The organism is Candidatus Bandiella numerosa (assembly GCF_029981845.1).
Taxonomy (GTDB): Bacteria; Pseudomonadota; Alphaproteobacteria; order Rickettsiales; family Midichloriaceae; genus Aquirickettsia; species Aquirickettsia numerosa.
In genome coordinates this window covers 134,166-149,643 of record NZ_CP104164.1, presented here as the reverse complement: position 1 = coordinate 149,643, position 15,478 = coordinate 134,166, and the positions used below count along the sequence as shown (strand labels likewise).

The window sequence follows — 15,478 nt, the reverse complement described above, 5'->3', positions numbered from 1 at the left end:
AAGTAAATTGTTTTTCTTGATGATAATCCCGCCTATTATCTACTTTATGGTAATCGTTTTTTGAGATTATTGTATCACTTATAAGCGTGTGATTTGAAAGAAGAATAAATTGTGAGATATTATAGTTTAATCTTGTAATTCTTATAGTTTACTATAAATCAAATTGAAAAAAAAAATAAAACAAGAAAAATTCGCAAATACGTGCTAGAGTGTAAAAAATAGTTAATTCTAAGCTGATCTAGTGGTCAGCATTTGTAATTAATTATGAAAACAATTTATAAAAAAAGTACTATGAAAATAACAGGAACAGTAAAATGGTTTGATTCTACCAAAGGATATGGATTTATAGCTCCAGAAAATGGTTCAAAAGATGTGTTTATACACAGGTCTGCGGTTGAGGAGGCTGGGCTTGAAGGATTAAAAGATAATCAAAAAATTAAATTTGAAATTTCTTCTAACAAAGGTAAGCAATCAGCAGAAAATATTGAATTAATTTAATTACAAAATACCTTCAAAGGAGATTAAAAATGAATAAAGCAGAATTTATAGAAAAGCTGTCAAAAGAACTAGATATAAGTAAAGCAGAAGCTGGTAGGCATTTAGACAAAATATTTAAATGTATAGCTACATCTATGAAGGATAATGATGAATTAAGATTCACAGGATTTGGAAGTTTTAAAGCAAAACGAACAGAGGCAAAGGAAGTAAAGACACCAAAAGGGACAATGGCTAAAGTTCCTGCACAAAGGAGAATAAGTTTCTCAGTTGGGTCTGATTTTAAAGCTATTGTGAATGAGAAGTAGTTATTGATTATGAAATTAGCGGATAGTATCAAGGATGTAGCCATAAAGAAGCTAAATGAGATATTAGAATTAGAAATGTCGAGGGTGGTAAATATACGTGCTATTCGCTAATGATAATAGGCCATAATAGAATTCCAATGACCACATGGCTGAAGAGCCAAGCGCAAAAGGGATTAAAGGCATGCAATTGAAGAATTGAAGCGGGAGAAATGATCGCCAATTTTGAGAAATACCCCTCACTTAGGTATCAATTTAAAAGAATCTTATTGTCATAATATAAACCAGATTTTAGAAGAAAGTTTAGAGCATGAGAAAGCTTCTCTTAAATTATACTATGATCTTCTAGATATAGTTTTATCAAAATCAGTATTACTTGAGGAATATGCAAGAAAGCTGATAGTTGAAGAGGAGATGCATATTGGGGAAGTAGAAAAGATGCTAAGAGTTAATGATATTGACGATAGATGTCAATGAATGGTTATTAACTTATGTTGGCAGCAGTAGTATATGGCGCAATAATAGCCTTGGTATGTTTTGTTTTTGGTTATTACATTGGCAAAAAGTAAAGGAGATATCAAAGTTATAAGTATCCATAGAGATTAAAAAATTTATTGATAAAGAGCATTGTTTTTTAGAATCACTGTCGTATTTTTGCTCATTAAAGCTAAAAAGCCGATGATTTTGTTGTGAAATAGATAAAGATAAACGTATTGCATATCACTCCTCTTGCATCGGAATATTATGACCAATACTTGAATCCACTATTAATCCTATTTTAAAAAAAGAGTGTAAATATAAAATTATTCTTTGAAAAAGGAATTTGTTTATGTTATTAAACATCAATCCTTAACTTATATTAATTAACCCTTATGAGTGATAGTATTAAAGACAGAGTACTGAAAGTAATTGACAAACAGCTTAATAAAGACACTTCACAGATTAAGCTTACTGATAGATTTATCGAAGATCTTGGTGCTGACAGTCTAGATAGAGTAGAATTGGTTATGGCATTGGAAGATGAGTTTGAAAATCTTGAGATACCAGATAAAGAAGCGGAAAAAATCAAAACGGTTCAAGATGCTATTAGCTACGCAGAAAAGCATTATAACCAGCCTTCCTAATTCATTAGTACAATAAGTATAGGTTATGATTCGGGTTGTAGTAACAGGAATAGGATTAATAACGCCTTTGGGAGTGACAGTAGCCAAAAATTGGGATAATATAATCAATTCAAAATCAGGAATCAAAAAAATTCCAGATAGTTTGTTTTCTACAGATGACTTAAGATGTAAAATTGCAGGAGTTATTGATTTAGAAGGAGATTCTGCATTTAATATTGAGAAATTTATTGATTTTAAAGAAGCTAAAAAAATGGATAAATTTATCCATTATGCAATAGCAGCAGCAGAAGAAGCAATACTTGATGCTGCTTTAAATGAATTAACAGAAGAAGCTAGAGACGATGTTGGTGTTTTAATAGGCTCAGGTATTGGCGGATTGTCTACAATTGAGAGAAACGCTAATATTTTGGAATCAAGTGGGGCAAGAAAAATTAGTCCATTTTTTATACCGGCTAGTTTAATAAATTTGGCCTCAGGACATGTTTCGATCAGACATAGATTTACAGGCCCTAATCATTCCGTAGTCACAGCTTGTTCTACTGGGACTCACGCAATTGGAGATGCGGCAAGAATAATAAAAGACGGCGATGCTAAAATTATGGTTTGCGGTGGAGCTGAAGGAGCAGTTTGTAAGCTTGGCGTAGCAGGATTTGCAGCTGCAAGAGCATTATCAACTAATTTCAATGACAGACCTGAAGAAGCATCAAGACCATGGGATAAAGATAGAGATGGCTTTGTAATGGGAGAGGGAGCTGGTGTGTTGGTTTTAGAAGAATATGAGTATGCAAAAAAAAGGGGGGCTAAAATTTATGGAGAAGTTTTAGGATATGGACTCTCTGGTGATGCGTATCATATTACAGCGCCAGAGATTCAAGGCACAGGCGCAATAAAAGCGATGAAAATGGCATTGGCCAAAGCTAAAATTGATCCAGAAAAAATTGACTACATTAATGCGCATGGAACATCTACTCCCCTGGGAGATATGATAGAGCTCAATGCTATTAAAAAAGTATTCGCAAATAATATTAAAGACGTGGCAATATCCTCTACAAAATCTTCCATTGGTCATTTACTTGGTGCGGCAGGGAGCGTTGAGGCGATATTTTCTCTCTTGGCAATTCAAAATAGCTTATTACCACCAACATTAAATCTAATAAGCCCTGATGATGGCTGTGAGGGAATAAACCTTGTCGCTAATAAAGTGCAATCCAAAAATATTGATTATGCGATGTCAAATTCTTTTGGATTTGGAGGAACTAATTCCTGCTTAGTATTTAAAAAAGTATTTTAAAAGTGGAATAGCCATGAAGAAAATTATCTTTTTTCTAGGTGCTTTTTTATTATTCGGCCAAACAGCATTAGGCGATAGTAAATGCTTCTTGGCAAAGGAAAATAATAAAGTTATGAAAGAAGAAGGAGATTGTTCCACGTCGTGGGCACCACAATCTACGTTCAAAATCCCGTTAAGTTTAATAGGATTTGATTCTAACATCCTCAAGAGTGAAAATGATCCATCTTGGTCGCTGCCTAATGGAGTCGATCCTTATATTAACGTCTGCAAAGGTGATCACAATCCTCGCACTTGGATGCGGGATAGCTGCCTTTGGTACTCACGAATTTTAACGCCTAAGCTTGGCATGGAAAAATTTCAGCATTATATATCAAAGTTCGCCTATGGGAATATGGATCTCTCTGGTGGGTTAACCGATGCGTGGATATCCAGTTCTCTTAAAATTTCTCCAGAAGAGCAAGTTGGGTTTTTGCAAAATTTCATTGATCATAAGTTACCAGTAGCAGATAAAGCTTATAAAATGACAAAAAATATTATGTTCATCCAGGAGATGGCCGGTGGTTGGAAACTCTATGGTAAAACAGGTACCGGTTTGCAGTTTGACAAAGACGGTAATAAAACAGATCTACAGCATGGCTGGTTTGTTGGATTTATCCAGAACAATGGAAGAACTATTGTTTTTGCCAGCCATATAACGGATGATAAAAAAGAGGATGTTTTTGCTAGCTTCAGAGCTAGAAACGAAGCATTGAATAAATTATACTATCTAATAAATGATCTGCAAAAGTAAAAGGCTTTTTTATTATTATTTCATTATATAAGGGCTTAGTTTTGTAAAAATCTCTAAGTTTATTAAATGTCTTTATGTATAATCCATAATTTTTATCATTCTTTTTTCGTAACAATAACTATAGCTGGCTTAAGTAATCTATCCCTTATTGAATATCCAGCTTGAATGACGTTGACAACAGTATTTGGCTCCCTTTTATTATCAACTACTTGTGATACTGCTTCATGAAATTGATGATCAAAATTTTGATCTAATGGATATATTCTTTGAATTTCATAATCTTGAAATACTTTTAGTAAATTCTTTTTGGTAATCTCAATGCCTTCAAATAAAGTCTTTAATTCATTGTTATTTTCACATGCCTTTAGATCAATATTTTCTGATGCTCTGAACAAATTTTCTACTTGCTCTGTTAAATTTTTCACAAAATTGCTAACAGCAAATTTATGAGCATCTTCTAATTCCTTTTTAAATCTTTTCCTTATGTTTTCATTTTCGGCTTTTTCTCTAATTAACTGCTCTTTTAGATTTTCTATCTCATTACTGAGCTCTTCTATAGAATTAGTATCATCTTGGCTTATTTCTTCTTTTTCTTCTTTGTTTATATTCTCGTTGTTCATTTTTATTTACTTTTTAATGTATTGTTTTTTATTTAAGACGATTATATCAATTTATCAAGTATTTATAATATTTTTATAGACAAAACTGTGCTATTTATCTAGGATAAAATTAGTTTGAATGTATAAAAATTTTTCATGCGAAAGAAAATTGCATTAATAGGCGGTGGCAACATAGGTGGCACTTTAGCTTATATTATAGCGTCCAAGGAGCTTGGCGATGTGGTAATTTTAGACAGAAATAAAGAATATGCAGCAGGTAAGGCACTCGATATAGAGCAGAGTTTACCTATAATGAAAAAAGATATATCGCTGATAGGTACGGATGATTATGCTGATATTGAAGGGTCAGATTTAGTTATCATTACAGCTGGGGTTGCAAGAAAACCAGGTATGTCTAGAGACGATTTGCTTAGTGTTAATGCGGACGTCATAAAAACTGTAGCAGGAGGAGTAAAAAAATACTGTCCTAATGCTTTCGTAATAGTTATCACAAATCCCTTAGATGCAATTGTTTATGCATTTTTAAAGTACTCTGGGTTTTCTAGGAAAAAAGTTATTGGAATGGCTGGTGTATTAGATTCAGCAAGATTTGGATTGTTTTTGGCTAGAGAGTTAAATACCTCAGTAAGAGATATAACCTCTTTTGTGTTGGGTGGACATGGTGATACTATGGTTCCTTTAATGAAATATACTAATGTAGGTGGTATACCTTTATCAGATTTTATAAAAAAAGGAATTATTTCGTCGGCTAAAATTCAAGAAATAATTGAAAGGACAAAAAACGGTGGAGCAGAAATTGTAAAATTACTGAAAGATGGATCTGCATACTATGCGCCAGCAAGTTCAGCAATCAAAATGGCTGAATCGTACCTTAATGACAATAATGAGCTTTTTCCTTGTTCAGTATATCTAGAGGGAGAATATGGGTTAAGTGACACTTGCATGGGAGTGCCGGTATTTATAGGTAAAAATGGGATAGAAAGTATACTACAAATAGAATTTGATGTGGAAGAGCAGGCCATTTTTGATAAGTCAGCAGAAGCAGTAAATGGCCTTATCTCAGCAATGAAAAAAGTTCTGGGCTAAATCTGATTTGATGAACAATTGTATTATAATAAGAGGTGCAAAAGAGCACAATCTCAAAAATGTTGATATTGACATACCAAAAAATAAATTAGTTGTTATCACGGGTGTAAGTGGTTCAGGGAAATCCTCTTTAGCATTTGATACAATATATGCTGAAGGGCAAAGAAGGTATGTTGAAAGTTTATCGACTTATGCTAGACAATTCTTAGAGATGCATAATAAGCCTGATGTTGAATCAATAGAAGGTTTATCTCCTGCAATTGCAATAGATCAGAAAACAACATCGAGAAATCCGAGATCAACAGTGGCTACTGCCACTGAAATATATGATTATTTAAGGATTTTTTTTGCAAGGGTAGGTGTTCCATTTTCTCCTGTAACAGGATTGCCAATAAAAAAACAAAGTGCCACACAAATGGTAGATTCACTAATGAGCTTGCCTAAAGAAACAAGTGTTATATTACTGGCGCCAATAGTGCGAGGACAAAAAGGAGAGTATAAAAAAGACTTATTGCATTATCGCAGACTTGGTTATGAAAAACTAAAAATTAGCGGAATTTACTATGATTTCGAGGAACTACCTAATATAGATAAAAACAAAAAACATGATATTGAATTAGTAGTTGATCGAGTAAGTATTACTGATGATTCGAGAAACAGGATTGTAGAAAGTATAGAAAATATACTAAAAATAAGCCAAGGTTTACTATATGTAGAGATTAAATCGATACCTGAAGATTTTAAAGAATCTAATATCAAAGAAGGGCAGATTTTGATTTTTTCTGAAAGATTTTCATGCCCTGTATCTGGATTTTCCTTACCAGAAATTGAACCAAGAATTTTTTCATTTAATAGTCCATATGGAGCATGCCAGAAATGTAATGGACTGGGTAAAGAAATGAGTTTTAATGAACAATTGATAATACCTGATAAAAGTTTATCGCTATTAGAAGGTGCCATTGGACCGTGGAGAAAAAAAAGTTCTAAATATTCTAATACTCAATATAAATTCTATGAAGGCCTTCTTGAAGCGTTGGCAAATCACTATAATTTTAGTTTAGAAACTCCCTATGAAGAATTACCAAAAAATATACAAAATATAATCTTATATGGGACAGGAAACGAAAATATAAAATTTTCATATCAAGATGGTTATAGACAGTCTACAGTCAATCAGCCATTTAAAGGTGTTATGCCAATTCTTGAAGAGAAGATACATAAAACTGAAAGCAATTACATTGTTGAGGAGCTCTCAAAGTACCAAGTGCAAATAGATTGCAGTGAATGCGAAGGTTATAGAGTTAAAAAAGATTCGTTATGTGTAAAAATTAACGATTTACATATTGGAGAGGTTGTTAGGTTTTCCATTGATCAAGCATACCATTGGGTTATAACCTTAAAAGATCATCTAGATCCAACGCAAGTTAAAATTTCAAAATTAATATTAAAAGAAATAGAAAGAAGACTGAAATTTTTGATTAATGTGGGGCTAAATTACCTAACGCTGAATCGTGTTTCCTCAACATTATCAGGTGGAGAAAGCCAAAGGATTAGATTGGCTTCACAAATTGGCTCAAGTTTGACTGGAGTGTTATATGTGCTAGATGAGCCTTCTATAGGATTACATCAAAGTGATAATGACAAACTCATCGTCAGCCTGAAGGAATTGCGAGATTTGGGAAATTCTATCATAGTTGTTGAGCATGATGAAGATACTATGAGACAGTCGGATTATCTGATTGATATTGGTAAATATGCAGGAATCAATGGTGGTAATGTTATTGCCTGTGGTACCCCAGAAGAGGTGGCAAAAAATCCTAATAGTCTAACAGGCCAATATATATCAGGAAAGTTACTAATACCAGTACCTCAGCAGAGAAGGAAATCTGACTCTGGTAAGTTTATTGCTATAAATAACGTTACCACGAATAATTTAAAAGATGTAAGTGTTAAAATTCCAATTGGAGTTTTCGTTACAATCACTGGAGTTTCTGGTAGTGGTAAATCCAGTTTAATTTTGCATACCCTTTATGGTGCAGTGATGAATAAGCTACACAATAGTAACAGAGACTGTGGTAAATATAAATCAATCCTTGGATTAGAAAATATTGACAAAATTATTGAGATTGATCAGCAACCAATCGGTAGAACACCTAGATCAAATCCAGCTACATATACTGGGGTGTTTACTCCAATTAGAGATTGGTTTGCTGGACTTAAAGAATCAAAATTAAGGGGTTATCTACCAGGTAGATTTTCTTTTAATGTTAAAGGTGGTAGATGTGAGGTATGCGAAGGAGACGGTTCATTAAAAATAGAAATGCACTTTTTACCAGATGTATATGTTAAATGCGATGAATGTGATGGAACGAGATATAATAAAGAGACTTTACAAATTAAATACAATGGCAAGACAATATCTGATATTCTAAAAATGACAGTGGATGAAGGGTCAATTTTTTTTGATAAATTACCCTTGATAAATGAAAAATTAAATGCTCTAAGGTCAGTAGGCTTAGGTTATATAAGTATTGGACAATCTGCTACAACATTGTCTGGAGGAGAGGCGCAGAGAGTTAAACTTGCAAAAGAATTGTCAAAAAAATCTACTGGCAGAACCCTATATATACTTGATGAACCCACTACAGGATTACACACGCATGATATACAAAATTTACTTAAAGTTTTGCATGAATTAGTAGAGATGGGAAATACTGTAGTAGTCATAGAGCATAATCTCGACGTGATTAAAACAGCTGACTATATAATAGATATTGGCCCTTACGGAGGTATCAAAGGTGGTGAAATTATAGTTTGTGGGACACCAGAAGAAGTATCTAAAAATCCTAACAGTATCACCGGTAAATACCTCATACATAAATTAAAATAATTCTTTACAACTGCGTCATTAATATTTAGCCTGGATACATTGGGTTTAATTGGTCTGCGGATGTGAGAGAGTTATCAGATTATATACCTACTGGTGTTAATCCTGGAGGCAAAACTCCTAGTTTTCAAGCTAAATTAGGTAGCGATTTATCGCAAAGATATCAAATTAAAAGATCAAACTTCATTAAGATATTTAGAAAAATGATTGGGTTAGATTCAGATCAATCTGATATCTTAGGGGAGTATATTGCGTCAAAAGTTATAGCGGAGTTATTAAATGAAAAATCTCAAGATCCTTCAGTAAAATCTCCACCTGATTTAGCGCCTGAGGTAAATTTGGTTTATGATAAAGAGTTTGATGATTTCTGCATAGCCTCTAAATATTTAAATGATGGAGATAAAAATTTTAAGGGAATGACTTTTGGGGAGTTAATAAATAAAAAAAATGAAACAGCAAATAATGAAAATCCTAAGGAACAAAGCGAAGTAAGAAGAAAAAAAACAAAATTAGTATTCGGTGATGCTTCAGATAATCAACTGTCAATAGATAAGACATTTGATATCAAAGTTGATGATGAAATAAAAAAAGTCAAGATTAATAAAGCTGATTTATATAATGCTTTGACAAGTTCAATAATTTTAGGAGATCATGATATTAACCCAAATAATTTTTATGCAATTTATGAGAAGGATAATAATGAATTGAGAGTAGGAAGAATAGACTTGGGGCATGCATTTAATGATTTGATAAAAAATTGGATGGTTGGAACCAACACACCTAATATTAATAGCAGCCGAGGTGGAGTTCTTGATTTTCTTAACAGAAAAAAAGAAAATGGTGGCCAAACAAAATTCAACAGACATTTTGATAGAAATATAGTTCTAGATCCAGATTTTGCTAAATCATTAAAAAATCAATCTAAAGATATAGGTGATGCACTATTTAATTGTGAAGAAGAGCTAAGGGAATTAATGGATAAAAGCCCTAAAGTGCGCAATCAGTTGGTAAAGTCAGCTAAAACATTACAAAAAAGAATGGGGGCTGCAACTGAATTATTCGACAAAGCTTTAAATTTGGTTGGTAACATCCCAAATAAGGCATTAAGAAACGTTCTTTCAGGTTTCATCTTGCCATTTAGAAGAATATTTGATTTAACATTTTTTTTAGTAAAAAAGTTATTTAGCATTCCAAAAAAAATTGTAATGATAATTCCTATAGTGAAAATTTATTTTGAGAAAAAGCAACGAGCAAAAGATGAAAAACTAATAAAATCTCTTGTTGAAAATTGTAGAGAACATATTGCTGAAAACCGTAGCGAATCAGCATCAGTTGCAAACTTAATAGAGATACAAATTATAATCAAAAATTTACTTGAAAAAGACAGTTGTACAGACGTAGAAATTAAAGAAGCTACAGATAAAATTAAAGGAATCTATGAGAGTGATAAACGCTATTTAAAAGGTAAATCTTTCAATGATCAAGTGGAATGGGTAAATCAAAGTGAATCCACAAAGCCATTAAATATTAGTTTAAACCAGTATATCAAGGAACATGGAGATAAATTAGGTAAAAATCAACTGGTAGAAAAAATAAACAAATCTTTGAATGAAAAATCACAAGTGCCAAAATCTTTGAGTGAAAAACTACAAGTGTCAAATAATAGAACCAAGCAATGGTCTAGTCAAATAACCCCTAATACCAATCGAATAGCTCCTAATAATATATCACATAGTATATCATTTTCTGATAAATCTAAACAATCTAATAATAAGAAAGGTCGTCTGTAATTATTTTAACAAAGGTATTGGAAATTCTTTGTTGTTACTATATATTGGTTCTATATTTACAATAAAATACTAAAATGAACAAAAATAGATTTTTCAAAGTGGCGTTGCTTACTTTATTCTTTGCATCAAATTTCAATTACGTAGGGGCGTATAGCTTGAAGGATGCTGTTAACTCAACTTTATTAAATAATGAACAGTTGCAGGTGGAGAAAAAGAAATTGGAAATTGCAATCTTAGAAAAACCGAAAGCAGCAACGGAGTTTTTACCAGACGTAAATATCGCATTAAATAAAACATTTTATAATCCAAGTGACTATAAGGCTAACCCTTATAATGGCGCATCGTCTTTTCACAAAGAGTCGTTTGGGTTGAATATTCAACAAGATATTTTTACAGGTGGCTCTACAATTGCAAAAATAGCAATGGCTGATGCAAATATAAACGCTGCATATCAGAATTATAATAGAGCATTAAACAAGATGATCTTAAATACCGTTCAAAGTTATCAAAACGTCTTAACATCTAGAGAGTTTGTTAAGGTTCAGCAAACAAATGTTAATATGGCTCAAAAAAGTTTAGAGAAGGCTGAAATTACTGTAAAAACTGGAGCTGAAACAAAAACTTCGTTATTCTTAGCTAAGGCTAATCTTGCAGATATGAAAAGTAATTTAGAAGATTATTTAGTGGAAAAAACTCAAGCAGAATCAAATTTTCAATACTATGTTGGCGAGGAAGCTCCTAAAGTTATGGAGCAAATTGACATTAAAAAATATGCAAAAATTAAAAATTTTGATGAATTTAAAATTTTAGTAAACACTCAAAATCCAGATTTAATAAAAGTAAAAAATGAACTTAAAGCATCAAAACAAGGAGTAAATGTTGCTGCAGCTGGATTATTACCAAATGTGCAGTTGTTTGCAAATTCCTCAAGACAAAAATATTCCGATAATAACCCTTTCAAGGATAATCCTAGTGATTTTAAAGGAAATACATACGGCGTGGGAGTTAATGTTCCACTGCTTTATAAAGGAGGGGTGCAATATCTAAACATATCTGAGGCAAAAAAGAGAAGTAAAGGTGCTGAATTTAGTGTTAGGGATGTACTAAATATGATTCAATCGCAAGCTGTTAGTGTATGGAATAAGTATACATCAAGTGAGCAAATATATGCATCATCACGTGTTGCTGAGGAGAATTTTTACCAAACATATCTAAGCACTCAATCTGAATTTGATGTTGGCGCAAAAACTTTAATAGAGGTAATCAACAGGCAAAGGGATTATAATCTTAACGTAATAAAAAGATTATCTAAGGAAAGAGACTATAAAATATCATTATTTGAAACTTATAATTTAGTCGGAAATTTACCTAAGGTTATTCAAAGTAGTGAAGAAGTGAAAAGTAAAAAGTAAAAATAAATGATCGGAGATGATTATATAATTGATAGGTATAAGCTTAAAAGTAGTGTTAATAAGTGGAAGTTTATTGCCTTGACCCTGTTCTTTAGCGCTTTATTTGTGATTTTCTATCATAAAGGTGATGGGGTATCTCAAATTAAATCAGATTATATTGCGAGCATAGAAATAACAGGTATGCTCCTGCAGGACAAAGAAGTTATCAAATCTTTGAATAAGATTGCTAGTGATAATAATATAAAAGCAGTTTTAGTAAATATAAATAGTTCGGGCGGAACTGGAGTGGGTGGAGAGTCATTGTATAGGGAATTCAGAAAAATTGCACAAAAAAAGCCAATAGTTTCCTCAATAGGAGAAATAGGTGCATCTGCTGCATATATGGCAGCGATTGGAACAGACAGAATATATGCTTATGATATTAGTCTTGTAGGCTCGATAGGCGTCATAATAATGAATTTTGAAGTTAGTGAATTTGCAAAAAAATATGGGATAAACCTTGAATTAATAAAATCATCCCCACTAAAAGGCATTCCTAATTATTTTGAAAAACTTAATGATCAGCAAAAAGAACATGTACAGAATTTAGTTGATGAATCGAATAAATTTTTTATAGAGCTTGTTAAGAAAAGAAGAAATTTTTCAGAGGATGATTTAAAAAAAGTATCTGATGGAAGAATTTTTATAGGTAGCCAAGCAAATAAACTGAAGCTTATTGATGAAATAGGTGATCGTACTGATGCTATTAAATGGCTTAAAAGCAAAGAAGATCTTGAAAATTTAGAAGTAAAAGATTATGTTTTGGTCAAGCCAGCATCAAAATTAGAAAGATTAATGGAGTACACAGATAATGTTAAATTAATCTTCTCTACTATTTTTAATACAATAATATATTAATAAAGCGAAAAAAAGTAGTTACGACTTGCTTTTTAAATAAAATTTACAAAACTATATTTTCTGTGCTATTTGCTATACCTATTATTTTATATAGCATTTTTTCTAATGCTTTGCTTGCTCCGCTTTCTAATGAACAGTTACTGAAGTAAAGTGATATTATTGCTAAAGTGAAAGTAATCGGTGTTGCAAAAATTGGGCAAATAAATGGCGCAGTGAAGTATAAAGCTTGGCTTCAAATTTTAGGAATCAACCAAGTGAAGTGTCAGTATTAACGATATTGTGAACAGGCATAGATTTGATAAAAAGCTTATAGGTAATTGGCAATTGATTATTACCCTAATGACGAGTTATTAATTTATCTTATCTGGGATTATAATAAGAAATCCTATAAAAATATTTCTTGGAATTCTGCTAAGAAAATTCAATCATACAACAAAGTTTATGAATAATGTGGTTCAGAGGGTTCGCTACAACATTAGTCAAAGCCTTGGTATGTGCGCACCTATGGCAACGCCAGCTAAAATCCGGCAAATATCTAACCATGCAGGATTTATGCGATTTCAATAAAGTCACAGCTAAAAATATGTGCAGCTTATCCTCAGGCTCAATTTCCTTGTTCCAAAACTTAAAGAAGCTATCCTTTTAGGAAACCAACTCCTCCATATGAAACTTGATGATCTCTTGCAAAACATACCCAACCTTTGGCATGAACATGGAGAACCATTCGGCTGCGAGGTATGTGCAATGAATAAACAGAGGATGTTGTTTAAAGGTGGCTAGCTAATGATAGCGAGCCATTGAATATTATCATTGAATACCGTAAAACTTTTTTGCTCCTTCAAGTAGAATATCAAACTCTTTTTCATTAGGTGTTTTAGGTGTGGCACCCTCAATAAATGTACCTCCTATAACGCCTATATCCTTAGCTCCTGTATTTGGTAAATATTTTGGAAAAATATAAAAAGAGCGTTTTACTTTCTGACCTGATTGCGTTTCACCTTCGTTAAAATATACTAAAATCATATACTGTAAATCTTGAGGATTTTGGTCTTTAAGCATAATTAAATGCCCTTGCACTGCTGCCATCTCTCCATCTTTATTAAGTTCACCAGAACCAAGTCCGCTGCAATTGATAATATACATGGTGTTTAGATCGCTAAATGAATGAATTTTTTTCTGAACAAACTTGATTTTCTTTTTATCTAAATAGTCACGAAGGCCTGTCATCATTTTTGCAGTATCGATAAAAATACCATCATCATAAGAGACCATTTTTCTAGTGGTACCATTACCAAAATCAAGCATTACATCCTTTGCTGGCCTCATTACTTTTCCGACATATGGCTCTAAGCCAGAATCCTCTCGATTTTCAAAATATGTTGGCACGATTACGGCCCCATCTTTAAAATGTTTGTGTTTTTTTTGTGCGATGCTTGCGTAAAACTTATAAGCATCGATACCAATTTGATCGATGATTTTTTGCATCTTTGGGTCATTATCCATCGATACCGGCGCAAGTAATCCGCCTGCATTATGTGATGTAAGAGAATCAAATTTTTCAGCTACGATGGTTATATTTGTAAAACCTCTTTGTACTAGATCGTAAGCTGTAAAAAGACCTAAAGCACCTGCGCCAATAATTGTAATAGGTGTATCATTTTTTAAATCAGCAGCACCTGAAAAATTTATAAGTAAATTATTTACATATGAAGCAGATCCCGGGCCTAAGGTCCAACCACTGCCACCATGCCCATAATTATGTGCGATTACTTTTCCATCTTTTTGTTCAACAATCATATTCGGAGAACCATGTCTCATTGGCCTATGACATAGTATTTTTTGCCCCAAATGAGTAGATTCTAATTTTGGAGGTGTAATTTTCCTTACATCAAGTGGTGCTGCGCTTGCTACAAGCGGTATAATCGATAGAAAGGCTGCAATACAAATCAGTTTAATTTTTGTGATGATCATAATTTTCCTTTACAATGAATGGTTTGATGTTGTACATACAACATTATCATACGTATGGTTTTAGTAAAATTTTGTCAAGTGCAAATTGAATTTCAAGGAGGTTGATCGTGCAACAATTTAGACATCGTATCAAAATATCGATATGTTTGTTATTCGTAGTACTGGGTAGCGAGTTATGTTTTGCTTTAGAAAATCAGACAGCAAATTTCATCGAGAAAAATCTATCTGAATTAAGCATTACTTTACCAAAAGTCTCTGCACCGGTTGCCAATTACGTGCCCTATGTTAAAGTTGGCAAATTGATTTTATTTCAGGGCAATTACCTATGGAAGAAGGCAGGGTAAAATTTACGGGTAAGTTAGGAGAGAATATTGCTATTGAAGATGGAGTGGAAGCTGCAAAATTATGCGCTTTAAATATTGTCGCGCAACTAAAATCAGCAGTCGGTTCTTTAGATAAAGTAAAACGTTGCGTCAAGTTAACAGGATTTGTTAATAGTGCATCTGATTTTACTAGTCATCCTCAAGTAATAAACGGAGCTTCTGATATCATTGTTAAAATATTCGGCGACAAAGGAAAGCATGCAAGGGCAGCTGTGGGCGTTTCTTCTCTTCCACTTGGTGCCTCTGTTGAAGTTGAAGCCATATTTGAAATTGAATAATACTATTCAATGTATAATTTCATAACACCTTCATTTTAATGTGTATGAGATTGTTTTCATAATCACATAATTACTTTAAAACCCTCGCCTTTAGGCAGAGAGACTTCAGTCTTTAATTTGTTAGTTATAATTGCCTAAAAATTGATGCA

General features: G+C 32.6%; 14 protein-coding genes. 12 read left to right on the top strand and 2 right to left on the bottom strand.

Translation table 11 applies throughout. The features are described from left to right. Positions 1–264 precede the first annotated feature (264 nt). The 6 genes from N3Z17_RS00680 to blaOXA all read left to right on the top strand — a co-directional run bounded on the left by N3Z17_RS00680 (position 265) and on the right by blaOXA (position 4,005). Positions 265–498, top strand: a complete 234-nt coding sequence (locus N3Z17_RS00680) for a cold-shock protein (protein ID WP_282472103.1) — start codon at positions 265–267, stop codon at positions 496–498. 29 nt (positions 499–527) lie between these two features. Beyond that, positions 528–803: an HU family DNA-binding protein gene (locus N3Z17_RS00675; protein WP_282472102.1), complete on the top strand. Its 276-nt coding sequence runs from the start codon at positions 528–530 to the stop codon at positions 801–803. Positions 804–1,025: 222 nt separating this feature from the next. Beyond that, positions 1,026–1,277 (top strand): ferritin-like domain-containing protein, encoded by a 252-nt coding sequence (locus N3Z17_RS00670; protein WP_282472101.1) that lies wholly within the window; start codon positions 1,026–1,028, stop codon positions 1,275–1,277. A gap of 395 nt (positions 1,278–1,672) precedes the next feature. After that, positions 1,673–1,924 carry an acyl carrier protein gene (gene acpP / locus N3Z17_RS00665; RefSeq protein ID WP_282472100.1) on the top strand — a complete coding sequence of 84 codons (252 nt, stop codon included), beginning with the start codon at positions 1,673–1,675 and terminating at the stop codon, positions 1,922–1,924. Between the two features lie 25 nt (positions 1,925–1,949). Next, the gene (gene fabF / locus N3Z17_RS00660; RefSeq protein WP_282472099.1) at positions 1,950–3,215 is read left to right on the top strand and encodes a beta-ketoacyl-ACP synthase II; all 1,266 of its coding nucleotides are present in this window, start codon (positions 1,950–1,952) and stop codon (positions 3,213–3,215) included. 13 nt (positions 3,216–3,228) lie between these two features. Beyond that, positions 3,229–4,005 (top strand): class D beta-lactamase, encoded by a 777-nt coding sequence (gene blaOXA, locus N3Z17_RS00655; RefSeq protein WP_282472098.1) that lies wholly within the window; start codon positions 3,229–3,231, stop codon positions 4,003–4,005. A 95-nt stretch (positions 4,006–4,100) separates the two neighbouring features. On the opposite strand, the gene N3Z17_RS00650 is transcribed toward blaOXA, so the two are convergent. Further along, a complete protein-coding gene (locus N3Z17_RS00650; RefSeq protein WP_282472097.1) occupies positions 4,101–4,625 on the bottom strand; it encodes a nucleotide exchange factor GrpE in 525 nt (174 codons plus the stop codon). 135 nt (positions 4,626–4,760) lie between these two features. Between N3Z17_RS00650 and mdh the strand changes: the two genes are divergently transcribed. From mdh to sppA, 5 genes are all read left to right on the top strand, one after another. Continuing rightward, the gene (gene mdh / locus N3Z17_RS00645) at positions 4,761–5,711 is read left to right on the top strand and encodes a malate dehydrogenase (RefSeq protein ID WP_282472096.1); all 951 of its coding nucleotides are present in this window, start codon (positions 4,761–4,763) and stop codon (positions 5,709–5,711) included. A gap of 7 nt (positions 5,712–5,718) precedes the next feature. Beyond that, the gene (uvrA, locus tag N3Z17_RS00640; RefSeq protein ID WP_410519590.1) at positions 5,719–8,601 is read left to right on the top strand and encodes an excinuclease ABC subunit UvrA; all 2,883 of its coding nucleotides are present in this window, start codon (positions 5,719–5,721) and stop codon (positions 8,599–8,601) included. A gap of 62 nt (positions 8,602–8,663) precedes the next feature. Further along, positions 8,664–10,388, top strand: coding sequence for a hypothetical protein (locus tag N3Z17_RS00635; protein WP_282472094.1), 1,725 nt, complete (start codon positions 8,664–8,666; stop codon positions 10,386–10,388). 74 nt (positions 10,389–10,462) lie between these two features. Beyond that, positions 10,463–11,800, top strand: coding sequence for a TolC family protein (locus tag N3Z17_RS00630; RefSeq protein WP_282472093.1), 1,338 nt, complete (start codon positions 10,463–10,465; stop codon positions 11,798–11,800). 6 nt (positions 11,801–11,806) lie between these two features. Next, positions 11,807–12,697, top strand: a complete 891-nt coding sequence (gene sppA / locus N3Z17_RS00625) for a signal peptide peptidase SppA (RefSeq protein ID WP_282472092.1) — start codon at positions 11,807–11,809, stop codon at positions 12,695–12,697. An 807-nt stretch (positions 12,698–13,504) separates the two neighbouring features. On the opposite strand, the gene N3Z17_RS00620 is transcribed toward sppA, so the two are convergent. Then, complete coding sequence (locus N3Z17_RS00620) at positions 13,505–14,668, bottom strand: FAD-dependent oxidoreductase (RefSeq protein WP_282472091.1); 1,164 nt, start codon at positions 14,666–14,668, stop codon at positions 13,505–13,507. Between the two features lie 298 nt (positions 14,669–14,966). On the opposite strand from N3Z17_RS00620, the gene N3Z17_RS00615 reads away from it, so the two are divergent. Beyond that, positions 14,967–15,329: a RidA family protein gene (locus N3Z17_RS00615; protein ID WP_458693335.1), complete on the top strand. Its 363-nt coding sequence runs from the start codon at positions 14,967–14,969 to the stop codon at positions 15,327–15,329. Positions 15,330–15,478: the final 149 nt, after the last annotated feature.

What these genes read in the sequence shown, in the direction of transcription:
- N3Z17_RS00680 (WP_282472103.1), top strand. Translation starts at nt 265, where the DNA reads ATGAAAACAATTTATAAAAAAAGTACTATGAAAATAACAGGAACAGTA.
- N3Z17_RS00675 (WP_282472102.1), top strand. Translation starts at nt 528, where the DNA reads ATGAATAAAGCAGAATTTATAGAAAAGCTGTCAAAAGAACTAGATATA.
- acpP (WP_282472100.1), top strand. Translation starts at nt 1,673, where the DNA reads ATGAGTGATAGTATTAAAGACAGAGTACTGAAAGTAATTGACAAACAG.
- fabF (WP_282472099.1), top strand. Translation starts at nt 1,950, where the DNA reads ATGATTCGGGTTGTAGTAACAGGAATAGGATTAATAACGCCTTTGGGA.
- blaOXA (WP_282472098.1), top strand. Translation starts at nt 3,229, where the DNA reads ATGAAGAAAATTATCTTTTTTCTAGGTGCTTTTTTATTATTCGGCCAA.
- N3Z17_RS00650 (WP_282472097.1), bottom strand. Translation starts at nt 4,625, where the DNA reads ATGAACAACGAGAATATAAACAAAGAAGAAAAAGAAGAAATAAGCCAA.
- mdh (WP_282472096.1), top strand. Translation starts at nt 4,761, where the DNA reads ATGCGAAAGAAAATTGCATTAATAGGCGGTGGCAACATAGGTGGCACT.
- N3Z17_RS00630 (WP_282472093.1), top strand. Translation starts at nt 10,463, where the DNA reads ATGAACAAAAATAGATTTTTCAAAGTGGCGTTGCTTACTTTATTCTTT.
- sppA (WP_282472092.1), top strand. Translation starts at nt 11,807, where the DNA reads ATGATCGGAGATGATTATATAATTGATAGGTATAAGCTTAAAAGTAGT.
- N3Z17_RS00620 (WP_282472091.1), bottom strand. Translation starts at nt 14,668, where the DNA reads ATGATCATCACAAAAATTAAACTGATTTGTATTGCAGCCTTTCTATCG.